Raw genomic sequence first — 23,943 nt, forward strand, 5'->3', positions numbered from 1 at the left:
GCATGGAAAATATATCCGTTATTATCCTCTTCCTCTTTGTCCTTTTCACCTTGCTGGGCACCGGTGTCTGGGTCGGGCTGGCCCTGATGGGCGTCGCCTGGGTCGGGATGGAGCTGTTCACGACACGCCCGGTGGGTGATGTGATGATCACGACGATCTGGTCGGCGTCCTCTTCCTGGACGCTGACCGCCTTGCCTATGTTCATTTGGATGGGCGAGATCCTCTACCGAACGCGATTGTCCGAAGACATGTTCAAAGGCCTGTCGCCGTGGATGGCACCTTTGCCCGGAGGGCTGGTTCACACGAATATCGTAGGCTGTACGGTGTTTGCTGCGGTCTCGGGTTCTTCGGCGGCGACGCTGACTACGGTTGGCAAGATGTCGATCCCGGAACTGCGAAAGCGCAACTACCCCGAACGCATGGTCATCGGCACGCTGACGGGTGCGGCTACGCTTGGCCTGATGATTCCGCCGTCGCTGACCTTGATCGTGTACGGCGTTACGATCAACGAGTCCATCACCAAGCTGTTCTTTGCAGGCATCCTACCCGGTCTTGTGCTGGCTGCCATGTTCATGGGCTATGTCGCCATCTATTCCAAAGTTGGCAAAGACTGGAACCCTAACGATGAGAGCAAGCTGACCTTTTCCGAAAAGGTTAAGAACTCTCGCTTTCTGTTGCCAGTGATCCTGCTGATCATGGTGGTAATCGGATCGATGTATCTGGGTTATGCTACGGCGACCGAGGCGGCGGCTTTCGGTGTGATTGGCGGACTGCTACTGGCAGCAGGGCAGGGATCGTTGAACTGGAAGACCTTCACTGAAAGTTTGATGGGCGCGACCCGCACCAGTGCGATGATTGCGCTGATCCTAGCGGGTGCTGCGTTCCTGTCATTGTCGATGGGCTTTACCGGCCTGCCGCGCGGGCTTGCGGATTTGATCGCGGGCTGGGAACTGACCCGGTTCGAACTGCTGATGGTTCTATTGGTCTTTTACGTCATACTGGGATGCTTCCTTGATGGGATTTCTTCGGTTGTGCTGACTATGGCCGTTGTCGAGCCTATGATCCGGGACGCCGGGATCGATCTGATCTGGTTCGGGATCTTCATCGTGGTCGTTGTCGAGATGGCGCAGATCACGCCGCCCATCGGTTTCAACCTGTTCGTGATGCAGGGCATGACCAATCATGAAATGAGCTATATCGCCCGCGCTGCGATCCCGATGTTCCTGATCATGGTGCTGATGGTGTTCGTTCTGATCTGGTTCCCCGAGTTGGCGACGTGGCTGCCCGAAAACCTGCGTCAAAGCCCCGGTGGGTAGACGCCGTTGAACCCGCTTCACCTCGCGGCGCGTCACGGCCCATATGTGTTAGTATCGGGCCTTGCCGCAGGCCTTCTGCTGCCGGGGCTGGCCGCACCGATGCGGCCTCTCTTACCGCCCTTGGTCATGCTCCTGCTGTTTTTGACGCTGCTGCGAATGCAGCCGGGGGCCATTGTGGGTTCGCTGGTTGACCTGCGAAAAGTTGCGGGAACGATTGCCGCCTTTCAATTGGTTTTGCCGTTGTCTGTCGTTGGGATTGGAATTGCCTGCGGATGGACCGGTTCGCCAGTTTTTTTGGCATTGTTTGTCATGGCTGCAGCCCCATCAATATCCGGCAGCCCCAATATGTGCCTGATGATGGGCTATTCTGCGGAACCGGCGATGCGACTAGTCGTGGTTGGAACGGCTGTTTTGCCACTGACCGCGTTACCGATCTTTTGGCTGATGCCGGAATTGGGTGATCTCAGGGCGGTCCTGATGACCGCGCTTCGGCTTTTTCTTACCATCACAATAGCGATTCTCGCGGCTGTCATATTGCGCCGCACGGTGCTGCGCCAACCTTCAAAGTCTACGCTTTTGAACGTGGAAGGTGCGGCAACGATTACTCTGTCCGTTTTCGTTGTTGGCCTGATGCCATCATTGAGCGCAACCGCACTTGTGGACCCGCGTGTCGCGCTGTTCTGGATCGCGTTTGCCTGTCTGATCAACTTTGGGGCTCAGGTTGTCTCATTCCAATTCACACGAACTCGAATGCCCGGGGCCGAGGCTACGGCGGTGTCTCTGATCGCCGGAAACCGGAACATCGCGATATTCTTCGTGGCACTGCCACCTGAAGTGACCGCGCCGATCATGGTGTTCATCGGGGCCTATCAGATACCGATGTATCTGACGCCGCTGATCATGCGCCGACTGTATCAGACGGCTGCCACAAACAGCTGATTTGGGCCAGAGGCATTGGCGGTGCCAGCCCTAACGCTGATCCCCAACCCCGACGCCGACATAGGTTTCAAATCCCGATCCCAGAACCATCGTGGACGAGTAGATATTACGCAAGTCGACCATTCGGGGGGATCTCATAGTCTCTGCCAGCTCGCTCAGGTTCAGGGCGCGGAACTCGTTCCATTCTGTCAGCAAGACAACAACGTCCGCATCTTTGGCCGCGGCGTAGGGATCATCCATCCACTCGACGCCAGGAAGCAGCGCTTCCCCCTCGGCACGGCCTTGCGGATCGACAACGCGGACCTGGGCACCGCCGCCGATCAGGGCGGGAACGATGGTCAGGGAAGGTGCGTCGCGCATGTCATCGGTGTTGGGCTTGAAAGTCACACCCAGAACCGCCACGGTCTTGCCATTGAAGCTGTCATCGCAGGCAACCCGGATCTTCTCGATCATCCGCTTCTTGACCTCATCGTTTACACGAATGACGGTTTCGGTGATCTGCATCGGGTGGGCAAAATCCTGTCCGATCCGGGCAAGTGCAGCGGTGTCTTTCGGAAAACACGAGCCGCCATAGCCAGGGCCTGCGTGCAGAAACTTGTTGCCGATCCGCCCATCCAGACCAATACCGCGCGCCACCTCTTTGACATCGCCGCCTGCCCGCTCGCAAAGACCGGCGATTTCATTGATGAACGTGATTTTGGTCGCCAGGAATGCGTTCGCCGCGTATTTGATCATCTCGGCACTTTCCAGATCAGTGGTCAGGATCGGGAAATCACGCAGATAAAGCGGGCGGTAGATCTCGGCCATGACATCCGCCGCTCGTTCGCTTTCGACCCCTACGACAACACGGTCTGGGCGCATAAAATCATCAATTGCGGCGCCCTCGCGCAGGAATTCGGGATTCGAGGCGACGTCGAATTCCGCCTTCGGATTTGCACCCGAGACAACTTCATGAACCTTGCGGTTGGTGCCGACCGGGACAGTCGATTTGGTTACGATAACCGTGTAGCCGGTGATGGCCTGAGCGATTTCTTCGGCGGCGGCCATCACATAAGTCAGATCAGCGTGCCCGTCCCCGCGTCTCGTAGGTGTGCCTACCGCGATAAACACCGCGTCCGCGCTGTCGACCGCAGCGGCCAGGTCGGTGGTAAAGGTCAGGCGGCCAGCAGCCACGTTCTTGGCCAAAAGCACGTCAAGACCCGGCTCGTAGATCGGTACCTCTCCATCCTGAAGCATCTTAATCTTGCCATCGGATTTATCGACGCAAATCACGTCATGGCCAAAGTCCGAGAAGCAAACCCCGGACACCAAACCGACATATCCCGTGCCAATCATCGCAATGCGCATTTATCGAATTCCTTCTTTTGGGTTTCGCCAGTGGCGTATTTCATGGTCTCTTTCAACCGCTGAATTGAGAGCTTTTAGGGCTCGATAGTTACAACCGCTTAGGCATTGCCGGCTTGCTTTCAACAACAGCTCGGCACTTCTGAGGTGTCGCGGGGCGATAAGGCAAAATCATCAGGCTTTCTCTTGGCGACCGAATATGCTTGTTGTGGTGAATTGTTCAAGTGCTGTTCGTGGCTTGCGTTGAACTGGCTATCTGGTGTCGGAGAAGAACGGCGTGTTGCGATCAAAATTCGTGCCAGATCGGATTTCCGACGATTGCATTCGTTCGTCCGCTGGCGCGCATTCTCAATCCTACACGTAATATCAGGCACTTCTTCGCTTCAGCAGGCGTTGGGCATAGCCAGAATGCGAAGCTTCATATAGTCTCACAATCAGTTTTCGTGGTGTCGAGGGGCGGTGCGAGCAATCTGTTAATTATTTTAAGGCTTCGCGATGGGGGGCATGTTCTCGTTTTTGGGTTCCGGGGAAGGCGTTGGCCTTGCATCTCCACGCCGCATGAGCGCCGGTCGCGGAGCGCGCTGATGGTGCTGCACCCTACCGGCCCGGAAACTGATCTTGGCGCAATGGAGCACCGCCATCTGACTGTCATGATGGTGGATCTTGTCGAGTCCACGGTATTGGCTCAAATGCTTGAGCCCGAAGATTTGCTTTCCACGACATTACGTTATCATAAACTGGTCGAACAAATTGCCGATGAGTTCGGGGGCAGGGTGCTGCAGATCGTGGGCGACGGTATCCTCGTCGCCTTTGGTTGGCCTGCTGCGTCTGAAAATAATGCCGAGCGCGCTCTACGCGCGGCGCTGCGCATCCATACTGATCTGCCCGCAATGGCGGGTCCGCTCGATCTCAGGTGCCGGATTGGGATCGCATCCGGCGTAGTTCTTGTCGGGGACATCGCGCTTGGGACCAATATTCAGCCCGACGCGATTTTTGGATCGACGTTAAATCTTGCGGCACGTCTTCAGTCGTTGGCGATCCCCGGTGGAACAATGGTTTCTGCGGCAACACGGGCGCTTGGGGCCGAGCAAATGGAGTTCGAGCCGCAAGGCGTTCAGAACCTCGCGGGGTTCGACCGGCCTGTTCCAGTTTATCGATTGACCGGTGAAGGCAAGGATCAAGCACGCCGCCATAACCGCACCCCGTTGCTTGGCCGCAAAGCCGAACGCGGACAACTCCGCCGCGCGTGGAAAGATGTGGAAGCCGGAAGAGGGCGGGTGATTCACATATTGGGTGAGGCAGGGATTGGCAAATCGCACCTGATCCGTGATCTGCGTTCGTCGGTCGGGCCGCAGGCATGGGTGACCTATCACTGCAGCCCGTTCCATGTCAGCACACCGTTCTTTCCCTTCATATCACAGGTCGAACGGTGGTGCGGCATCCACAATCAGGACGATATTGCCGCGCGTCGCAACCGGTTGTCAGAACATCTGAGCGATATTCTGGACGACGCGCAACTTCGCACGCTGTATTTCATTCTTGCCCCGGGCCCCGGCGACAGCGGGACGACCAGTGAGGACGAACTGCGCGCGCAGCTGAGTGACATATTCATCCGCGTCTACCAAAAACTCAGCCGAGAGGGACCGGTGCTTGTCGTGGTTGAGGATATGCAATGGGTCGACCCATCGACCCTTTCGGTGCTACGCGACGTGGCCGAGCATCTGACATCACTTCCCGTCCTGATGCTGATGGTTTCGCGGATGCCGGCGCCATCAGCGATCAAAGAGAGCATACCGTCTCTTGAGCAATTGTCGCTTCCACCGCTCGATGATGCGACATCGTCAGAACTGGCCAAGGCGGCCTCGGGTGCGCGACTTGATGACCGCACCACGGCACAAATTTTGGCGCGGGGCAATGGCGTGCCCCTTTTCATCAAGGAGTGCTCTGCCGCCATCGCTGCGTCGCCTGAACGTATCGTGGACAACATTCCCGCCACGTTGCATGACCTCCTGGCGCAACAGGTGGACGAGGTCGGAGAACTCCGACGTGCCGCGATCGAGGCCGCTGTTATAGGTGGTGCCTTTGGGGCACCTTTGCTGGCTCAGATCAGTGAACTGACTGAAGACGAGTCCGAAGACGCGATCTTTGGGCTCGCCGCCACGGGTATATTGCAACATCTGCCCGGCGCGAATGACGACGCAGAAATGATCTGGCGGTTCCGCCATGAATTGGTGCGTGAGGCGGCATATCAAAGCCTTGTGCGGGACCGTCGCATTCATTTGCACCGACGCACGGCAGAAGCCCTTGCCGCCCAACCGGAAGCCGCCCGACAGCCTGAACAAATAGCGCGGCACTGGGAACTGGCCGGTGAAACAACGAAGGCGGTGGCCGCCTGGTCGGAGGCCGCGCGGCTGAACCTGAGGCGCCACGCAAATCGCGAAGGGGCTCAGCATGCCCGAAACGGATTGCGGCTGTTGGACGAGTTGCCCGCAGACCAACGCGATAAAGCTGAATTGAACTTGCAATTCCTTCTGGCCGCTGCCGAACGCGTGCATGTCGGTTATGGTGCCGAGCCCGCAATCGATGCCTTTGGGCGCAGTTTTGAACTGGCTGAAAAGCTGGGCGACAGACGTACTCTTGTTCGCGCGGGCAGGGGTCTGTTTACCGCTGCAATGGTCAAAGGTGATTACCAGAACGCCGAGCAATGGGGGCAAGCGATCATCGATGCGTATGACGATCACCACACCCGAATGGTCGGAAACTACATCTGTGGGGCCGCGCTATCCCCGCGCGGTCGGTTTCAGGATGCGGCAGCAGCTCTGGAACAAGCGGCGTCTCATGCGGATGCGCATCGCGCCGAAGCTGGAAACAGCCCCGATATTGCAGCCGTGATACAAATCGAGAGTATGAGCGCGCTGGTTGACAGCTTTCAGGGCAAAACTGAGGCGGCACTCGCCAAAGCCAAGCGGGCAGTTGACGCCGCGATTGCGTCGGGCCAGCCCTTGATCATCGCAAATGCAATGCATTGGTTGACCGAAATCCACATGCAGATGGACCACCCGGATTATGCGCGTATGGCCAAGGCGCTGAGCGCGGCTGTTCAGGACAAGGGCGGCCCTTATTACCAAGCTGTTGCGACGGCCCATCTTGCCGGGGCTGCCATCAGAACCGGCGAGGCCACAGAGGGCGTGGCCATGCTGCAGGCCGCTTGGGGAAGGATGCACGCAACGGGTGCCGAGGCGGCTGGCGTGCTCGTCAACGCCGAGCTCGCACGGGGCTATCTTGCTCTGGGTGAGATTCAAAAAGGGTTGGATGCGGTGGGGGCTGGTCTGACATGTGCAGAAAACACTGACGAGCGGAACTATGAAGCTGAAATATACCGGATAAAGGCGGCTCTTCTACTGGAACAAGGTGGTCCGTTCGACGCGGCTGAGGCGGCTTTGCGTGAAGCTATTGCCGTGGCAAATAATCAGGGCGCGGCGCTGTATGAATTGCGCGCGCTGAGTGATCTTGCCTGCATCCGGCCAGCCGATACGGAAGTTGCCGCGCGGATTACTGAGCTGGAAGAGCGCGGTCGCGTCTTAGGTCCCGCCGGGACGTCGACCTAAAGTGCAGTCTTCGGGTTGCAGGTCCAAGCCAACAAATCGCGCCACCTGCGAGAATGACGAAGTTTTCTTCAGCAACTGAAAACCTTTCTCTGAAAAAGTCTCAGCCGAGTACAAGTTTTTGGACACCATTGGGTTGTTCATAAGCTGCGTGATCGCGTCATACGCCACCATCGATGTCATCAGATCGCCCATGATCACATCGCCCTTGTGCTGTTCCGCAAAGAGACCAGGGAACAACTCGACCCTATTGACGTCGCAATAGAGCCGGCTCAGGTCGGCAATCAATTCGTCCGCAAACGGCTGATCACCAACCATCTCAGTAAAGCTTGAATGCGGTTTGCGGCAGAAATGATGACGATAAGTGTTCAGCGACGGAAGACGCGCCTTACGCGTCAGGGCAATTGTAGCTTCGACAGGGGCAGGAGCACCGGGCGCAGGCCTTTGGAACAGGAAATCGGGCGTGTTGCGCAGCGACATGCGGGCCGCAGGTTGGCGCGACAATGATCGGATCATTTCCGCCAAGCCCGTTTGTTCGACCAGTCGTGGATTGAATCTGAACCCCTCCGGGCCAACCTGTGCGCCGTCGATTATGAATCGCTCGGGGATCATCGAATGCCAGCGGTAGAGCAAATTGAACTCAATCGCGATCTGGTTGGAATGATGCCACGGTTGCCAGCGATTGACGCCAACAGGCAGTTTGAATGGCATATTGGCGATGTGGGCGATGTAGTCCTCAAGCACAAGCTTGATCAGCAATGCGATCAAGGTGCAGCGTGTGGTCTGGAACACACGCTCTTTGTCCCAGCCTGATATGCCGCGCTTTTCGCGCCACAACAGATCGGCAAAGGTGTTATGGGCGCGCAACATCAGTGTATTGATCGTGATATAGCCTATCGTACCATTGCCATTATCGAGCCCGGTTGCATGAAAATCGAGCAGTAGCTGGTCGATTGCGTGATCGCTGAGACCCGGATGCGCCCGTTTCACCGCATTCCACAGCTTGCATGGATCGTGCAGGGGCTTTCCGCAATTCTCGCCAGTGGCAAGACTGCCATCAAAGGGGGGCGCAAGCTTAACACCACCGGATTGGTTCTTTTGAAACAGCTTCGGGGCCCACATCTCGCCTTGTGTATCCAGACGAAAGGCCAACCGGTGGGTTAATTCATTGGTATCGGGATCGCGTTCGCGCAGCATGTCGGTCTGAAAATCGTTCAGCCCGTAGATTTGGCACAGATCCACCTCGTGGTTCGAATCCGTCTGATCAACCGGTCCTTTCGCCCCAAAGGTGCGCAGGAAACTGTCAGTAAACCATTGTGCGGCCGAGATAAACAAAAGTGTCGATCCTTGCGGGCACATCAAGGTAAGCGGGCTGCCATCCAATTGTGTCCGTCGGCGAAAGAGATCAGCAACTTCGCTTTCTGAAGGCAGGACGGGTGAGAGGTCTTCTGGCGTTGTATGCCGACCGATCCAGCGATGGGAAAACACGCCGGGCCATGTCGTGTAGTCTGCGCCCATCGTATAGGGCCGCGGTCGGTGGATCTTCGCGGCGTTTGCAAGCCTGATCGCGGCTAAATAACTCGTAACGGGTGGGGAGATCTTGAATCCGAGTTTGATCAGATCATCAACGTCCAGCATCAATACATCTCCGTTTGGTCATCGGTTCGGGAACCGGGCGCGGGCCAGGCTCAGATAGGTTCTGAGTCGGATCGCATTAATCGGTCCTAAAGGTTCGTGATCTGCCGTGACACGCCAGGGCGAGAAGCTCATCGCGTCGCCACTCTGCGGATCAAATTCTGCACCTTTGGGAATCGTGATATCCGCCACGGGCGTGACGGTATGATGGTACGGATCAAGAGGTGCATCTGGTTGCGGATCGCATGCCCACCGGATGCGATTGTCTAGCACATCGAATTCGTCGGCCGGGCGCGGGGGCTCAATCACACACAGCTCGAAGTGATTATCTCCATCGGCCACGTCTTGCCGCAAACACTGACCGATCCCATCTGGGTCGTCTACCGGATGTGCCGGAACTTTTGGTTTAGCGCTGCGGGCTAGGTATCGGACTGTTAGATCGGGGCCCAGCCGATACGGTGTTGTCGACCAGAAATGGACCTCAAAAGGCGAGTGCATATAGTTCGAGGCAAAATCACTCGCGACGCGAAACTGACGCTTGCCTTCACGAGTAAGGAAGGCTCGAAATCCTGCGCGCAGCCCTTTGGTGATCAACCTAAGGCTCCATTTTCGTCGCCCTTTGATCGCGTGCTGGACCGCTTGTAATGTGGCGACAAGCCTGCCCAATCGCTCATATTCATCGGGGACGTAGCTGGGAAACACATCCTGATCGACCAATACGAAATCGAACTCGTCGCTGAGTTGTGTGGTCCCCAGATGCGCAAGTGCCTCGGCGTCGATCAGCTTGGGGCCTGGCACGTCAAAAAGCTTGATCGCCATCCCGTGGGCATCCGATTTCCGGTCATCCAGATGCGCGCCGTTGGAAAAGCGAAGTGCGGCTGAATAGGCAGCGGGCTGTTCAAACAGGCCGTGACGGAACTGTTCTGGTAGATCGTTTCTGACGGTGAATGTTGCAGCCACGCACCCGTGACTGCGCCCATGCTGAGCCCTTAAGCGATGGCCTTTCCACCGTGCAACGGCCTCGAGATTGTGGTCAATGACATCATCAACAATATCCGGCGGCAATGCGTTTTGCGAAACATGCGTCAAAGAACCGTCTCCTTGGATAAACCCAGGCAATGATCAAACAGGGGTAAGGCGCTGACAAAGCTAAACCTCTAAATTTGTTCAGCTTACCTCAGATTGTCTAATTTCCAAACACACCAACTATGGACAGCCGTGGCCAGACAAATTCGGCGCGCAGCCCAAGCTATTCGGCTGGTGCTTCGGACACGTGGTTGGCGGCGCTCGATCCTCTACCAGAGTTGAGCGCCTTCGACTTTATCATTGACGTGTCCGGTGTTCTCGGGCACTCAATCGATTGATGGTTCCCGGTGGTGTTGCCGCGGGATGAAAAGGGAATACGGTGAGGTTTGCCAAAAGGTGCCAATTCCGTAACTGCCCCCGCAACTGTAAGCGGTGAGCAAGGCCAAACAGCCACTGGTCCACAGGGTCGGGAAGGTTGGCCGAGCGCGGACCCGCAAGTCAGGAGACCTGCCATCAGATGTTTAACCAACCCGGGGCGGGGCGTCCTGGAAGGAGGCTTTGATGGCGCGTCAATTGCGTGTTTACATTGTCGGCAGCTTCCGCATGCGCTTGGAAACAAGTGGAGTGGACCATGCCAGATACGCCTGATCATTTCATTCTAGTCTGCGAAAGCTGCACTGAAGGGCTGCCCCTTGATGAAATTTGCGATGCGTTGACTGGGAAATTACATCGCAGTTTTGCGATCCGCGCGTCGTCTTGCATGGCAGGCTGCGATAGTCCCAGAACGGTTGGGTTCCAGGCCGTAGGAAAGGCGCAATACCTTTTTGGTGGCATTCAGACCGCGGATGAGGTGCAGGCGCTGGCTGAGTTTGCAGCGCAGTATCGTGAAAGCCCGGATGGCTGGACAAATGCCACTGATCGCCCGCAGGCGTTGTTCAATAAAACCCTCTCGCGCATGCCGCGGATCGAACAGGGGGCATCGCAATGACGTTGCCACCCTTTCTGATTGCCGAAAACCTTGAGTATTATGCCCTTAACGGAGATGTCCTGTTGCAGGGCGTCTCGTTCGAGTTGGACGAGGGTTCCATTCTAGCCATCGCCGGCCCGAACGGGGCGGGGAAAACGACGCTTCTCAATCTGTTGTGCGGCGCTGAGCCGCTGGCACTTGGCGATGTTCGGATCAAAGGACGCAGTCTGAAACAGCTCACGGCCAAAGAGCGTGCGCGCATGATTGCAGTGGTAGGTCAGCAGGAACTGCCCGATGGACGCTTGGCGTTACGCGATTATGTTGCGCTGGGGCAAATACCCATCCGTGCGGACCGCTCTGCCGAAGGCCACGCGCAAGAGCTGGACCGGATTTTAGACCTGACCGGTCTCGCCAATCTCGCGGACAAGCGCATGGCCCAACTGTCCGGAGGCGAACGTCAGCGTGCCCATATCGCGCGTGCTTTGGCGCAGAACCCTTCGTTGCTGTTTCTGGACGAACCGACCAACCATCTGGATCCTGATGCAAAAGGGCGGATGCTGTCTTTGGTCGCCGAGCTTGGGATCACCGTGGTCATGATCGTACACGATCTTGTCATGATCCCCGAATTCGCCACACACGTGGCGCTGATGAAATCGACCCGCATGATCGAGTTTGGGTCGGTGGACAAGGTGCTGACACCCGAAAGAGTCCGCGAAACTTTTGGCGTTGATTTCCTCTGCTTTCTCCACGAAGGCCGCATGATCCCGGCGCTTGATATTCGAAGAACTACAGTCTCAACTTAGTCGAAGGAACACACTGAGATGAAATACATCTGGCCCGTGGCGTTGGCCACCGCCATGGCAAGCGGTGCTGCTGCGCAAGAAGTCACCGTAGACAACTGCGGCGATCCGCTGGTTTTTAATACCGCGCCCGAGCGCCTGGTTGTGCATGACATGAACATGACCGATATGGCCTTTGCATTGGGTCTGCAGGACAAGATCGTCGGCCTGACCGGCATCACCGGCTGGTACAAGACCAGCCCTGATTTTGATGCCCTGCGTGGCGACATCCCCGAGCTTGCGCCAAAATATCCGACCGTCGAAAATTTGGTGGCGGTTGAACCCGACCTGTTCTTTGCCGGTTGGTACTATGGCATGAAGCCGGGTGGTGATGTGACCCCAGATACATTGGAACCGTTCGGAATCAAGACCATGGTTCTAACCGAAAGCTGCGTCCATCTGGACAAGGATCGCCCCGAAGCCAGCATGGATCTTCTATTTGGCGATGTGTTGCGCTTGGGCAAGGTGATGCAAGTCGAAGACAAGGCCGAGGCTTTGGTCTTGGGCTGGAAAGAGCAGCTGGCAGCGATCGAAGCCAAGACTGCTGAACTGCCCAGGCCCCGCGTCTTTCTTCTGGATGGTCCTGCAGATGCTCCGTTTACCGCCGGTAAATTCGCGATTCCCGATGCGATGATCACAGCCGCCGGTGGTGAAAACGTCACTCATGACATGGACACGAGCTGGGGCCGCACTTCGTGGGAGGCCGTTGCCGCATCGAACCCGGAATTCCTGGTTTTGTTGGATTATCAGACCGGCAATGGCGCCGAAGACACCTTCAAGTTCCTGCAGGAACATCCCGTCATGTCCCAGACTGACGCCGTCAAGAACGAACGCTGGATCGGATTGCGCTACGAAGAGCTGACGCCGGGACCGGCAAATATCGAAGCGATCTCGAAGATGGCGCGCGCGATGCATCCGGGTCAGAGCTGATATGGGCCGATTGGGCCTGACATTGTTGCTGGGGGCGGTCGTTCTGACCGCCCTTTTGCTGATTTCCACGATCTACGGCACAACCTCGATTCCTTTGTCCGACACCTTCACCGCGATATTGCGCGGTACCGGGTTGCAGGACGGAGAGATGTCGCCGCTGCATAGGATCGTATTCGACCTGCGATTGCCCCGCGCTTTGTTTGCAGCCGTGATCGGTGGCGGGCTGGGCATCGTTGGCGTGGTGCTGCAAACGACCACACGTAATGACCTTGCCGATCCATTTCTGTTCGGCCTGTCCTCGGGCGCGGCAGCGGGGGCGGTGTTTGTAATTACCGTGACCGGAGATATTCTGGGTTTCTGGACTCTGCCGCTGGCTGCCTTTTGCGGCGGTCTTGTGGCGTCGGGCATCGTGCTGGCGCTGGTTCATGGGCTTCGCACCAGCGCACCGGAAAAGCTGATCCTTGCGGGTCTGGCTGTGTCATTTTTGTTTTCGGCCATCACCAACTATCTGATCTTCGCCGGTGATAGCCGCGCCGCTCATTCTGTCATCTTCTGGATGCTGGGGGGGCTGGGCCTGGCCCGTTGGGAAACGTTCCCGTTGGTGTGCATCGGTCTGCTGCTGATCCTGAGCTATTCGCTTTATCGCAGCCGCTGGTTGGATGCGCTGCTGACCGGGGATTTGACTGCCGCTACTCTGGGTGTGCCGGTTCGGGGTCTGCGGTTCAGCATGTTTTTCACCGCAGCGTTGGCAACGGCCGTGTTTGTTTCCGTAGCCGGAGTGATTGGTTTTGTCGGTCTGATGGTGCCGCATATTGCACGCGGGATCGCAGGTCCCCTGCACAAAAACCTTCTACCAACCGCCGCTATGGTTGGTGCTGCCTTGTTGACCGGTTCTGACATTCTCAGCAGGCTTCTGCTGGCTCCGCAGGAATTGCCGGTGGGGATCGTCACAACTTCAATCGGATCGGTGTTTGTGTTCTTGCTTTTATTCAGGACTGCGAGAAATCAACGGTAAGGCCCTCGTTCTTCGCTCCCAAGATATTTCGTCCTGATCAGGTCTGAGCCGAGTTTAAACCTTTCCGTCAGCCGCTTGGCCGAGCCACTTGAACACAAGCTTGGCGCGGTCGGATGAGGTGTTGTGTAGTTTCACGTAGAAATCCAGTTGCGATGAGATGGTTTGCGGCAACAGTCTGACCAGTTTTCCGGATGCGGTCAGCTCCGAGGTCAGTCCCTCCCATCCCAGCACCGCGCCCATATCGTCCTGCGCGGCCTGAAGCGCGATCGTGTAATTGTTGACCCGATGCGCGGAATTCAGCGGGCCTTCATAGCCGAGTTTCTGGGTCCAGGCACGCCAGTCGGTCCAGCCGGTATCCGGAGCGTCGAGATGAATGAGGGGGACCCTGGCAATATCTTCAACGCGTTCGATGGGATTTTGTTGCGCAAACCTTGGGCTGCAAAGCGCCATGATCTTGTCGTGAAATAGTGTCTTGAAGATGCCCGTTTCGCGACTGGAATCGCCGTAATGGATACTTAGGTCGCATTTTGACGTGTCGATGCCGAGGTCAGTCACGACCTGCGTCACGGAAACATGTCCGTATTGCTTCCAGAATTGCGCAAGGCGCGGGGTGAGCCAAAGTGAACTGACAGCCGTGGTTGAGCGGATCGTCACACCTTTTCTGTCATATTGACGCCGCAACTGCCCAAGTGCTTCGCTGATGCCTTCCAGACCACGTTGAAGGGCAACAAGAAGATAAGCACCGCTTTCAGTAAGTTCCACGCCGCGATGATGGCGCAGAAACAGCGCGCATTGCAGCTCGTTTTCCAGCGCTTTGACCTGATGGCTGATTGCGGCCGGCGTGACGTTCAGCTCTTCTGCAGCGGTCTTGAAGCTTACATGCCGCGCAGCAGCCTCAAAGCTGATAAGCGAACTTACAGGTGGAAGATCGTAGGGCCTATTGAGCAAGGTGATTTGACCTGTGATGGTTTGTACATCCAATATTATATAAGCACTATCCGAAGATCAGGCTTAGCTGATCTTATTCAAAGTGAATCTTTTTGCAATTGCCCGCCAGCAGTTCAATATGAAAATTCGCCACAACCGTTTGAGACATGATCAAGGGATGTGCCAAGGGTCCTCAAGCCCCTTGGACATCATATCGATCTTTCCTCATGCAATGCGATCCCCGGTTGGTCGTGCACAATTTGAAGGAGTTGCAGAATGCAGTCACATGCAAAAGTCGTGGTTGTCGGAGGTGGGTGCGTCGGGGCGTCAATTCTATATGGGCTGACCGAACATGGATGCTCTGATGCCGTTATGCTTGAACGCACCACACTGACCTCGGGTTCGACGTGGCATGCGGCTGGTTTGCTAGTGACCTTTGTGCGGTCGCACAACGTGTCGAAGATGACGATGGAAACCATCCGCATCTATACCGAGGTGGAAGAGAAGATGGGCAGTTCGGTCGGACTGCGTAAGGTAGGACAGCTGCGGGTCGCCAATACCGAAAAGCGCTGGGATGAGTTCCAGTCCTATATCTCGATTGCCGAAGCTGCGGGCGTGCCCTGCCAACTGCTGACGCCGGAGGAGATTGCCGAGATTCATCCCTTGCTGAACCAAAGTCCAGATATTCGGGGTGGTATTCTGCACACGGAAGACGGCTATGTGAATCCCGCCGACATTACCATGGCGTTGGCCAAGCTCGCGCGGGATGCCGGCGCCAAGGTATACCAGAACACCGAAGCGCAGGCTTATGAGAAGCTGGACAATGGCCACTGGAAAGTGACCACCAATCAGGGTGAGATCACCTGCGAGCATCTGATCTTTGCCACCGGCAACTACGCCCGCGAAAATGCGCGCCGCGTGGGGCTGGACCTGCCATGTATCCCGATCGTTCACCAGTATTGGACGACCGAGACGGTGCCGCTGTTGAAAGAGCGCCGGGCGCAAGGCTTGCCCGAATTCCCAATCCTGCGGGATGAGGACTACGGCGCTTATCTGCGCGAAGATGTGGGCGGGATCCAGTTCGGGCCGTATGAATTCACCAAAGACCTCAAACTATTCGCCGAGGATCGTGTCCCGCCCGAGTTCGGAGCCGATCTGTTGCCCGAGGATTTTGATGCCGTGGAAACCCAATGGGAACGCGCCATCGAACGGGTGCCAACCTTGGGTGAGGTTGGGATCAAGGCCAACACCCGTGGCCCGTTCCAGATGACCCCGGACGAGCTGCCTCTGGCCGGACCCGCACCGGGGCATGAGAACCTTTGGCTGGCCGAAGGCATGCCAGGTGGCATCCTCTGGGGCGGCACCGTTGGTAACCGTTTGGCCAAATGGATCGTCGATGGCGATCCGGGCATGGATATGTCGGAGCTCGACCCGCGTCGATTCTCGGACTACGCCTCAAAACGTTGGACCATGGATAAGGTGCGCGAGACATGGGGCACCCATATGGATGCGCATGTTCCGGGTGAGGACTTCCCGGATGCGCGCCCGATGAAGACCATGGGGTCATATGATCTTTTGACTGCTCAGGGCGCGGTTTGGACCAGCTTTAACGGCTACGAATTTCCTCGCTGGTTTGCCAAATCGCCCGAAGAGGCGATCCCCGAACACAGTTTCCGCCGCACCAACCATATGGAGCGTGTCCAGGAAGAGGTGCGCACCACCCGTGAAGAGGCTGGCTTCATCGAAATGTCGCCGATGACCAAGTTCACAGTGCGTGGGCCGGGTGCCGCCAAATGGCTGGATAGCCTGATGGCCAACAAGCTGCCCAAGGTGGGCCGCATGACCTTGTCGCTGATGTTGAACGATAAGGGCGGCATGGATGCGGAGTACACAATCGTGCGCTATGCCGACGACGATTTCTACCTGATATCGACGCCGAACTGGCGAGCCTACAATTGGGATCAGTTACAGCGCGTGCTGCCAGGTGATGGCTCGGTGGTGATCGAGGATATCTCAGAACAGCTGGGCGTGATCGCACTGGCTGGGCCCAAGGCACGGGACATCCTGCAACCATTGACCGATAATGATTTGTCGAACGAAGCATTCCCATGGCTGTCGGCACAGATGGGCGAGGTGGGCTATGCCAAAGGTGTGCACTTGTTGCGCGTCTCCTACACCGGTGAGTTGGGATGGGAACTGCACCACCCGGTCGGGTACAATCGCCACCTCGTTGATTTGCTGCTGAAATCGGGTGTGAAACCTTTCGGGCTTGAAGCGTTGGAGTCGATGCGGCTTGAGAAATCCTATCGCGCAATCAACCGCGAAATCTGCAAGGACCTGACCCCATATGAGGCCGATTTGGGCCGTTTCGTTGCAATGACCGAGAAGATCGGCGGGCAGGTGGCCGAACGTGATTTCATCGGCAAAGCCGCGTTGCAACAGCAGCAGGAGCAGGGTGGATACAACACACTGGTCACACTGAAGCTGCCGTTCTGCGACACCTCGGTGATGTTTGACGAAGGCGTCTATGCCGATGGCAAGCTGATCGGACGCGTCACTTCGGGCGGATTCTCGTATTACTGCAACCACGACATTGCGATGGCGCTGGTTCCACACGAGATGACGGCACCCGGCACCAAAATGCAGGTGCTCATCCACAATGAAATGCGCGAGGCCGAAGTGATCGATACCTGCGCCGTTGATCCCACCAGCGCCCGCGCGCGCGCCTGATCAGGAGGATTTGAGATGGCAGAAGTCAAAGCACGCTCGGGCCGTGGCGGTGGACGTGCCGCGCGGGTCAAGGCTCGCACCAACCCGCCCCCTGTCTACTTGTCGACGCTGAACCGCAAAGTTGGCCCGATTGATCTGCTTGGTCCCGAAGGCGTTGAGAAAATCCACAACGCGGCCATGACTATACTTGAAACCACAGGGATTGAGTTCCGCGATCCGGTGGCCTTAGCGGATTGGAAGAAGTACGGTGCGGATGTGCAGGGTGAGCGGGTGCGCATCGGACGCGAGATGCTGATGGACCTGATCTCGGCCGTTCCCTCGGAATGGGGCTATGCCGCGCGCAACCCGGAACGCTCGCTGCGGGTGGGCAATCGGCATTCGGTCTTTGCCAATGCGTATGGCGCGCCGTTTGTCTATGGTCTGGACGGTGTGCGTCGCCCTTCGATGCTGGAGGATGCGCATAATTTCTTCAAACTCAGTCAGATGAGTCAGTCGATGATGGTGCCGGGTATTTTGCCGGTTGAGCCGCAGGATGTCCCCGTGCCGCAACGCCACTTGGAGCTGGTTCATGCCGCACTGACGCTGACCGACAAACCGATCAAGGGTTCAGTTCTATCCGAACAGGCGGCGTTGGACTCGGTAGAGATGACTCGCATCGTGTTTGGTGAGGAGTTTGTTGACAACAATGTGGTGATGGCAGCCCTGCTGAACTGCAACACACCGTTGGTCTGGGATGAGACCATGTTGCAGAGCCTGCGCGTCTATGCCGCCGCCAACCAGCCCTGCCTGCTGTCGCCCTTTGTTCTTGCCGGGGCGAGCACACCTGCAAGCCCGCAGGGTGGTGTGGCGCTGCTGATCGCAGAATCTCTGGCCGGTATGGCCTACAGCCAGATCATCCGGCGCGGAGCCCCGATGGTGCTGGGGGTGGCAATTATGGGCGTTTCGATGAAGACAGGTGCACCGATGATGGGCTCTCCGGAACCCGGGCTGATGAACCTTCTGGTGGGGCAGATGGCTCGGTTTTATGGTGTGCCATGGCGAACCTGTACCATGTGGACCGGATCGAAATCCCCGGATATGCAGGCTGCGTTCGACACCGCAAACACCATGTGGCCGGTGCTTCTGGGCGGTGCAAACTACATCGTACACTCAGCAGGCTTCCTTGAAGGCGCGCTTGGGGTCAGCTACTCAAAATGGGTGCAGGACGCGTTGCAGTTGGAGAACTTCCACCGTTTCTTCAGCGGCCTGCAAGAGGAAAATCTGGACACGTTGCTGGGCGACATTGACAAAATCGGACCGGGTGGGCACTTCCTTGGTACTGACCACACGCGCGAAAACCCAATGCATATGAACCACTTGCAAAACAATGACAGCTTTGAACAGTGGGAAGCAGAAGGTGCTAAAACCGCAGAAACCGTTGGCACGGAAGAGGCGCAGCGTATGCTGAACACCTACGTCCAACCACCAATGCCGGACGATCAGCGCGGGGCGTTGGATGAATTCGTCGCTAAGAAGCGGGTAGAATACAGCGCCTAAACAGATCTGCAAGCGGGCACTTATGTGCCCGTTTCCTCAACCAACGACAGGATTAGGCACATGGCCGATAACTCGACGATCGCTCTCTCACTCGACGAAGTAGAGGAATTGGCAAAATCTGTCCTTGTGGCTGCAGGCATGGATGAACATGGCAGCACGGTTCTGGCCGGGCTTGTGCGGATGAGCGAGCGCGACGGCCCGCGTAGCCATGGGTTAAGGATGTTGCCTGTTTATGCGCAGAGCTTTTCTTCGGGATATGCCAACCCCGAGGCCGACCCGAGTGTCGAACGGATCGCACCGGGGGTTCTGCGCGGAGATGGTGACAATGGCTATTACCAGATCGTGGCCGCCAAAGCGCGAGACGAGCTTATTGAAATGGCGCGCGCGAATGGTATTGCCGCGTTTACTTGTGCCAATTGCCACCATCTGGGGGCACTACGTTTCGATACAGGTCCGCTGGCGGACGCTGGGCTGGTAGCGCTAGGTGTTGTGAACTCGCTCTCGATGGTGGTGCCGCAAGGCGGCACCCGCCCTGTTTTTGGCACCAATCCGATGTCCTTTGCTTGCCCGCGACCGGGTCGTGCGCCGGTTGTTTGGGATCAGGCCTCGTCAATGGTTGCGCTGATGGACATCCGGATGGCCGCGGCTGAAGGGCACGAATTGCCGCGCCCTGCGGGGCTTGACCCGAACGGTCAGCCAACCAGCGATCCCAACGCGATTTTGGAGACCCGCAGTCTGTTGCCGTTTGGCGAGCACAAAGGCGCGGCGATCGCCTTCCTGATCGAAGTTCTTGGCGCGGCACTGGCCGGTGGAACATTGTCCGTGGACAATGCCAACCGCGAAGCGCACGGTGCCTTGAATATCAAGGGCGGCTCAACGTTGATCGCGATTGATCCGGCGCGTTTCGGGAATGCCGCATTTGAAGGCTATGTCCAACGCATCTGCGCTGAGATTGAAGGTAACGGGGATGCCCGCGTTCCCGGAGATGGCCGCTTGAAGAAACGTGCTGCCGCCGAAGCGGATGGTGTTCGCGTCACGGCGGACTTGATGAAGCAACTTCGCGAACTTCTGTAGGGGTCCCAGTAATGGCACGGGTGGTTGTAATTGGCGGCGGCATCGTCGGAATATCCTGTGCGCTGACATTGCAGTCGCAGGGCCACGAGGTCACCGTCGTAGAACCGGGTCCGGTTGGTGAGGGCGCGAGTTGGGCTTCCTGCGGTTGTATCGCAGTCGGTGAGATCGTGCCGTTGTCGCAGCCGGGGATGCTGATGAAAGTGCCGGGCTGGTTGCTGGATGCCGAGGCCCCGTTGACATTGCGCCCGGCCTCAGCGGTGAAATTGCTGCCGTGGTTTGCACGGTTTACGGCCAATGCGCGTCGCTCGAAAATGCGCGCAATCGCCTCCGATCTGGCAAGACTTACGTTTGCTGCAACAGCGGATTTCAAGGCTCAGCTTTTAGATGTAGGCCATCCTGAGCTTTTGGTCGAACGGCCGGTAATCAAGTTGTTTGACGACGACAATGACCTTGCGACCATGCGCGCAGCTTTTGAACTAGCGCGTGAGCTGGGTTGCACAATTGATCAAGTTACAGGTCAGGAAGCGCATGAAATCGATCCTGCAATAGCATCTGATTTCAAACATGCAGCTTTGCTTAGAGACTGGAGTTTTGTGACGGACCCTAAGGTATTGGTTGAAACGCTGACGCAGAGTTTTAGCAGCCGCGGTGGGGCAGTCGTGGCAGGAAGAGCAATCGGTTTTACGCAGGACGGACAACATGTGAAAAGCGTGAAGCTGAGCGATGGGCGATCGATCAGCGCAGATGATTTCGTCATCGCTGCGGGAACGCCGTCTAGAATCTTGGCCAAGACGCTGGGTGTTCAATTGAGGATGGAAGGGGTGATCGGATATTCGACTGCGTTGAAAGATAGCGGGGTCGAGCTCCGCCATACGGTGTTTTATGCCAAAGGTGGGTTTGGCATTACACCGTATCAGCAGGCGCTGGCAGTGGCTGGTACCGCAGAATTTGCCGACCTGAACGCGCAGCCGAATTGGAACCGAGCCGATGTGCTGGTCAGGCGTGCATGCCGTGTATTACCGGGTTTGAAGACTGATAATGCGGAACGCCGGATGGGTCGCCGCCCGTTTACACCGGACACACGTCCGATCATTGGCCGCAGCAGGCGACTGGCTAACGTCGCCTTTGCGACGGGTCACGGACAGCTTGGCCTGACACTGGGCGCGACGACGGCGCGGATAATCGCAGATGTAATTGCTGGCAGATCACCGGACATCGATATAATCGATATAGAAGCCTTCAGCCCAGATCGGTTCTCGTCCTGAGCCAAAGCCCGCCCAGCTCTTTTTGAGCCACATGGGACGTCATCAGCAACGCGATCATCCAGCCAGTCACCACGGCACCTGCGGTGCCGAACCAGACACCAATTTCGTTAAAGCCGAGCAGGCCGACGAAAATCCAGACAAAAAAGGCGACGCCAAATCCTTGACGATATAGGCTGATCCACACGGTCCAGATCGGTCGCTTCAAGGCTTGCAATAGCGAGTTGATGGAAAACAGCATCATGTAGATCGGGAGGATCAGACTATCGACACGTAGATAGCTAAGTCCGACGCGGATCACTTCGGGATCGTCGGTGAAAAAGCCCATCATAAGGCGGCCAAAAATCCACAATATGGGGGCTGCGATGGCGGTCATGATGAACCCGACTTTCCAGCAATAAAACAGTGCCTCGCGTACCCTTTCATAGTCGCGGGCACCGAAATTCTGGGACGCGATGGGCAGCAGTGCCCCCGTGACCCCCAGCACCGGCAAAAGCAAAATCTGCTCAAGCCGAATGGCAATGCCAAAGCCAGCGATTGCGTGCTCTCCAAAGATTTTCAGGGCGAACTGCATGACGAAACCTGACAGCAGCATCACGAAGAAAGATGTCGCTGTGGGAAGCACCTGAACCGAGATCTCCTTGAACTTCTGTAGGCGCGGAATGAAGTTTCGGGGGCGCATGCGCCTCATCCTGCGGCGTCTGAGGACCTGACGGATCAGAAACACCATCACACCGGTCTGGCTGATCACCGTCGATACAGCGAGGCCATCAAATCCGATGCCCGGGATCATGCCCGGAATGCCGTAGATCAAGAGGGGGTTCAGACCGATATTGGCAAAAAACGCCACCATGAGGGCGCGTTGCATCGAAACCGCGTCACCATGTGCCTGAAGAATGCCATTGCAACCGAAGGCCAGAAGAAATCCGGGCAAGGCCAATAGGAGCCAGTGGAAATAACGCAAACCTGCATCGCGATAAGGTCCCGGTTCCGAAACCAGATTTATCAGCGCAGGGCCGTACCAGAGACCAGCCGCCGCCAGAACACAGGCTGCAATGAAACCATAGATCATTCCCTGTGCTGCAAACCGCCGCGCTGCGCGAGTGTCTCCAGCGCCTAATGCGTTGCCGACCAGCGCGCTCATCGCGGCACCCAACCCGACCCCGACCGAAATGGCAATGAAAAAGGCCTGAAACCCTAGTGCCAATCCAGCCTGCGCGCTGGTCGAGAGAAGGCCGGCGAAGAACATGTCGACAACGTTGTAGAGAGTGTTGAACAACATCCCGATAGCGCCCGGGATCGCCAGGGTTCTGAAATGGGTCGAGATTGGCCCGCGCGTCAGATCAATTTCAGTTGGGATGGCCATATCAACTGGCCACTACGGACGTTCGGCCTGAACGGTCAGGAATACGAACTCTGGGGTCAGAACCTCTTCGAAGCCGTGATTCAGCTCTGCATCGACGCTGATGCTGTCTCCTGCTGAAAGAGTAAATCGGGCCTCGCCATAGCGATAGATGGCCTGCCCTTCGAGAACCTGCACAAACACGACGCCATGGCCGACATAAGTGGGTGGCTGCCCCTCATCGCGCAACAACGTGACACGACGGGCCTGAAAGCGCAGGTCCTTCCGGGAATGCAGCGCAAGGTTGACGTATTCGTGCGAATGGCCGCCCGCCAGTCGCGTAGACTTTAGCCCTTCGCCATGGCGAACCAGCGTATAGTCGGTGTGGTCTGTCCGCGCTTCGCGAAACAGCGATACGATTGGTACCTCTAACGCTTCGGCAAGTGCAGCCAGCGTATCGATTGACGGAGAGACCAACCCGTTTTCGATACGGCTGACCATAGCAGCTGAGATACCAGACTGTTCTGCCAACCGACGGGCGGATTGCTTGCGGCTTTGGCGCAGCTCCCTGAGCGAGGCACCAATAGCGCGATCAATCTGTCTTCCCGGCGTGTCATCGTGCATGATTCAATCCGTCATTCCTCGGCGTAGTAGCCCACCACGTCCCCTTCCGTTGTGACACCCAGACCATTCAGCAATCGGTTGGCATAATTGAAATATCCGACGATCTGGTTGATCTCGAGAATCTCTCCGTCTTCCCAGCCGGCATCTTTCAATGCGCGAACTTCGGATTCCTCCATTGCACCCGGCGACAGGGTCAGCTTTTGCGCATAGATCAGCGCGGCCAACTGCGCACCTTCAAATGCATCCTGCGGCCGGTGGGCCTTTAACGCGGCCTCGATTGCGTCGGCGCGTGCGTCGTCACCGATCAGATGTCGGGCGTTTGCCCAGTGGTTGGCATAAGAATAGGGGCAGGTGTTCAACGTCGATACGTAAGAGCTGATGACTTCCTGAAACCACATGGGTATGGAATTGGCTTCATCATGCAGGCACGCGCGATACAGAATGACGTGACCTTTCATGGTGTTGGGACGCAGTGAATGCACACGCATCACGTTGTCCACGGTCCCGTGTGGTGTGCGCGCCAGATCCAGAGTCGCTCTCAGGTGCTCGTCGGCATCTTCGTCAGATATCATCCGAATCCAGGCGGACATTCACGTTTCCTCTCGTGTTTTCTGTTTCTATTTTCGCGGCGTGTGCCGTTCGGCTGAGTTTTTTATTGACGAATATTGCACATTAAGCAACCATATTGAACAGCGCGCAACGAATTTGAGGATTCTGAAGCTTTGCCAGATCTCTCCACTCTGCCTGAATCGCCGCGAATGACTTCGTGCGCATGCGTGCATGACCTCATGTTGCGATCGCACTACCACAGCGTCATAGATCAGCGGCGCCA

General features: G+C 57.0%; 19 protein-coding genes and 1 riboswitch. Of the genes, 12 read left to right on the top strand and 7 right to left on the bottom strand.

All coding sequences use genetic code 11. From position 1 onward, the window contains the following. Positions 1-2 precede the first annotated feature (2 nt). Both ACR0L9_RS09395 and ACR0L9_RS09400 read left to right on the top strand, forming a co-directional pair. Complete coding sequence (locus tag ACR0L9_RS09395) at positions 3-1,316, top strand: TRAP transporter large permease subunit (protein ID WP_170393803.1); 1,314 nt, start codon at positions 3-5, stop codon at positions 1,314-1,316. A 126-nt stretch (positions 1,317-1,442) separates the two neighbouring features. After that, positions 1,443-2,255, top strand: coding sequence for a hypothetical protein (locus tag ACR0L9_RS09400; protein ID WP_480895487.1), 813 nt, complete (start codon positions 1,443-1,445; stop codon positions 2,253-2,255). A gap of 30 nt (positions 2,256-2,285) precedes the next feature. On the opposite strand, the gene ACR0L9_RS09405 is transcribed toward ACR0L9_RS09400, so the two are convergent. Beyond that, complete coding sequence (locus ACR0L9_RS09405) at positions 2,286-3,602, bottom strand: UDP-glucose dehydrogenase family protein (protein ID WP_480895488.1); 1,317 nt, start codon at positions 3,600-3,602, stop codon at positions 2,286-2,288. A 581-nt stretch (positions 3,603-4,183) separates the two neighbouring features. Here ACR0L9_RS09405 and ACR0L9_RS09410 point away from each other — a divergent pair. Continuing rightward, complete coding sequence (locus ACR0L9_RS09410) at positions 4,184-7,207, top strand: ATP-binding protein (RefSeq protein ID WP_480895489.1); 3,024 nt, start codon at positions 4,184-4,186, stop codon at positions 7,205-7,207. Here the strand turns inward: ACR0L9_RS09410 and ACR0L9_RS09415 are convergent. Continuing rightward, positions 7,181-8,842: a peroxidase family protein gene (locus ACR0L9_RS09415; protein WP_480895490.1), complete on the bottom strand. Its 1,662-nt coding sequence runs from the start codon at positions 8,840-8,842 to the stop codon at positions 7,181-7,183. The genes ACR0L9_RS09410 and ACR0L9_RS09415 overlap by 27 nt on opposite strands. 18 nt (positions 8,843-8,860) lie before the next feature. Continuing rightward, complete coding sequence (locus ACR0L9_RS09420; RefSeq protein ID WP_480895491.1) at positions 8,861-9,928, bottom strand: catalase family protein; 1,068 nt, start codon at positions 9,926-9,928, stop codon at positions 8,861-8,863. Between the two features lie 119 nt (positions 9,929-10,047). On the opposite strand from ACR0L9_RS09420, the gene ACR0L9_RS09425 reads away from it, so the two are divergent. From ACR0L9_RS09425 to ACR0L9_RS09445, 5 genes are all read left to right on the top strand, one after another. Further along, positions 10,048-10,203, top strand: coding sequence for a hypothetical protein (locus ACR0L9_RS09425; RefSeq protein WP_480895492.1), 156 nt, complete (start codon positions 10,048-10,050; stop codon positions 10,201-10,203). After that, positions 10,187-10,394: riboswitch (cobalamin riboswitch) on the top strand. (Overlaps the previous gene by 17 nt.) Before the next feature lie 102 nt (positions 10,395-10,496). Continuing rightward, the gene (locus ACR0L9_RS09430) at positions 10,497-10,853 is read left to right on the top strand and encodes a DUF1636 family protein (protein WP_170406981.1); all 357 of its coding nucleotides are present in this window, start codon (positions 10,497-10,499) and stop codon (positions 10,851-10,853) included. Continuing rightward, on the top strand, positions 10,850-11,635 hold the full coding sequence (locus tag ACR0L9_RS09435; RefSeq protein WP_480895493.1) for an ABC transporter ATP-binding protein: 786 nt from the start codon (positions 10,850-10,852) through the stop codon (positions 11,633-11,635). Before ACR0L9_RS09430 ends, ACR0L9_RS09435 begins: the two co-directional genes overlap by 4 nt. An 18-nt stretch (positions 11,636-11,653) precedes the next feature. Then, positions 11,654-12,601: an ABC transporter substrate-binding protein gene (locus ACR0L9_RS09440; RefSeq protein ID WP_480895494.1), complete on the top strand. Its 948-nt coding sequence runs from the start codon at positions 11,654-11,656 to the stop codon at positions 12,599-12,601. Position 12,602: 1 nt separating this feature from the next. After that, entirely contained in the window at positions 12,603-13,616 is a 1,014-nt protein-coding gene (locus tag ACR0L9_RS09445; RefSeq protein ID WP_480895495.1) for a FecCD family ABC transporter permease, read from the top strand. Positions 13,617-13,670: 54 nt separating this feature from the next. Here ACR0L9_RS09445 and ACR0L9_RS09450 read toward each other — a convergent pair whose 3' ends face one another. Beyond that, entirely contained in the window at positions 13,671-14,564 is an 894-nt protein-coding gene (locus ACR0L9_RS09450; RefSeq protein ID WP_170732625.1) for a LysR substrate-binding domain-containing protein, read from the bottom strand. Between the two features lie 255 nt (positions 14,565-14,819). On the opposite strand from ACR0L9_RS09450, the gene ACR0L9_RS09455 reads away from it, so the two are divergent. The 4 genes from ACR0L9_RS09455 to ACR0L9_RS09470 are packed head-to-tail and all read left to right on the top strand — an operon-like array spanning position 14,820 to position 21,148. Continuing rightward, positions 14,820-17,273, top strand: a complete 2,454-nt coding sequence (locus ACR0L9_RS09455) for a GcvT family protein (protein ID WP_170422564.1) — start codon at positions 14,820-14,822, stop codon at positions 17,271-17,273. 15 nt (positions 17,274-17,288) lie between these two features. Then, positions 17,289-18,809: a trimethylamine methyltransferase family protein gene (locus tag ACR0L9_RS09460; RefSeq protein ID WP_170393827.1), complete on the top strand. Its 1,521-nt coding sequence runs from the start codon at positions 17,289-17,291 to the stop codon at positions 18,807-18,809. A gap of 60 nt (positions 18,810-18,869) precedes the next feature. Continuing rightward, positions 18,870-19,883 (top strand): Ldh family oxidoreductase, encoded by a 1,014-nt coding sequence (locus ACR0L9_RS09465; RefSeq protein ID WP_480895496.1) that lies wholly within the window; start codon positions 18,870-18,872, stop codon positions 19,881-19,883. A gap of 11 nt (positions 19,884-19,894) precedes the next feature. Continuing rightward, entirely contained in the window at positions 19,895-21,148 is a 1,254-nt protein-coding gene (locus tag ACR0L9_RS09470) for an NAD(P)/FAD-dependent oxidoreductase (RefSeq protein WP_480895497.1), read from the top strand. Here ACR0L9_RS09470 and ACR0L9_RS09475 read toward each other — a convergent pair. Genes ACR0L9_RS09475 through ACR0L9_RS09485 form a run of 3 tightly spaced genes read right to left on the bottom strand, consistent with a single transcriptional unit; the run spans position 21,123 to position 23,701 of the window. Continuing rightward, the gene (locus ACR0L9_RS09475) at positions 21,123-22,511 is read right to left on the bottom strand and encodes an MATE family efflux transporter (protein WP_170611452.1); all 1,389 of its coding nucleotides are present in this window, start codon (positions 22,509-22,511) and stop codon (positions 21,123-21,125) included. The two genes, ACR0L9_RS09470 and ACR0L9_RS09475, sit on opposite strands and share 26 nt — an antisense overlap. Before the next feature lie 12 nt (positions 22,512-22,523). After that, positions 22,524-23,111 carry a helix-turn-helix transcriptional regulator gene (locus ACR0L9_RS09480; RefSeq protein ID WP_170393837.1) on the bottom strand — a complete coding sequence of 196 codons (588 nt, stop codon included), beginning with the start codon at positions 23,109-23,111 and terminating at the stop codon, positions 22,524-22,526. A gap of 11 nt (positions 23,112-23,122) precedes the next feature. Beyond that, positions 23,123-23,701 (bottom strand): peroxidase-related enzyme, encoded by a 579-nt coding sequence (locus ACR0L9_RS09485; protein ID WP_170511709.1) that lies wholly within the window; start codon positions 23,699-23,701, stop codon positions 23,123-23,125. Positions 23,702-23,943 lie beyond the last annotated feature (242 nt).

The sequence above is a fragment of the Ruegeria sp. I3 genome, from assembly GCF_056532525.1.

Excerpts from the sequence above, each read along its gene's own strand:
- ACR0L9_RS09445 (WP_480895495.1), top strand. The coding sequence starts at position 12,603 with ATGGGCCGATTGGGCCTGACATTGTTGCTGGGGGCGGTCGTTCTGACC.
- ACR0L9_RS09395 (WP_170393803.1), top strand. The coding sequence starts at position 3 with ATGGAAAATATATCCGTTATTATCCTCTTCCTCTTTGTCCTTTTCACC.
- ACR0L9_RS09410 (WP_480895489.1), top strand. The coding sequence starts at position 4,184 with ATGGTGCTGCACCCTACCGGCCCGGAAACTGATCTTGGCGCAATGGAG.
- ACR0L9_RS09435 (WP_480895493.1), top strand. The coding sequence starts at position 10,850 with ATGACGTTGCCACCCTTTCTGATTGCCGAAAACCTTGAGTATTATGCC.
- ACR0L9_RS09480 (WP_170393837.1), bottom strand. The coding sequence starts at position 23,111 with ATGCACGATGACACGCCGGGAAGACAGATTGATCGCGCTATTGGTGCC.
- ACR0L9_RS09485 (WP_170511709.1), bottom strand. The coding sequence starts at position 23,701 with ATGTCCGCCTGGATTCGGATGATATCTGACGAAGATGCCGACGAGCAC.
- ACR0L9_RS09470 (WP_480895497.1), top strand. The coding sequence starts at position 19,895 with ATGGCACGGGTGGTTGTAATTGGCGGCGGCATCGTCGGAATATCCTGT.
- ACR0L9_RS09415 (WP_480895490.1), bottom strand. The coding sequence starts at position 8,842 with ATGCTGGACGTTGATGATCTGATCAAACTCGGATTCAAGATCTCCCCA.
- ACR0L9_RS09460 (WP_170393827.1), top strand. The coding sequence starts at position 17,289 with ATGGCAGAAGTCAAAGCACGCTCGGGCCGTGGCGGTGGACGTGCCGCG.
- ACR0L9_RS09405 (WP_480895488.1), bottom strand. The coding sequence starts at position 3,602 with ATGCGCATTGCGATGATTGGCACGGGATATGTCGGTTTGGTGTCCGGG.
- ACR0L9_RS09465 (WP_480895496.1), top strand. The coding sequence starts at position 18,870 with ATGGCCGATAACTCGACGATCGCTCTCTCACTCGACGAAGTAGAGGAA.
- ACR0L9_RS09400 (WP_480895487.1), top strand. The coding sequence starts at position 1,443 with ATGCTCCTGCTGTTTTTGACGCTGCTGCGAATGCAGCCGGGGGCCATT.
- ACR0L9_RS09455 (WP_170422564.1), top strand. The coding sequence starts at position 14,820 with ATGCAGTCACATGCAAAAGTCGTGGTTGTCGGAGGTGGGTGCGTCGGG.
- ACR0L9_RS09430 (WP_170406981.1), top strand. The coding sequence starts at position 10,497 with ATGCCAGATACGCCTGATCATTTCATTCTAGTCTGCGAAAGCTGCACT.
- ACR0L9_RS09425 (WP_480895492.1), top strand. The coding sequence starts at position 10,048 with ATGGACAGCCGTGGCCAGACAAATTCGGCGCGCAGCCCAAGCTATTCG.
- ACR0L9_RS09475 (WP_170611452.1), bottom strand. The coding sequence starts at position 22,511 with ATGGCCATCCCAACTGAAATTGATCTGACGCGCGGGCCAATCTCGACC.
- ACR0L9_RS09440 (WP_480895494.1), top strand. The coding sequence starts at position 11,654 with ATGAAATACATCTGGCCCGTGGCGTTGGCCACCGCCATGGCAAGCGGT.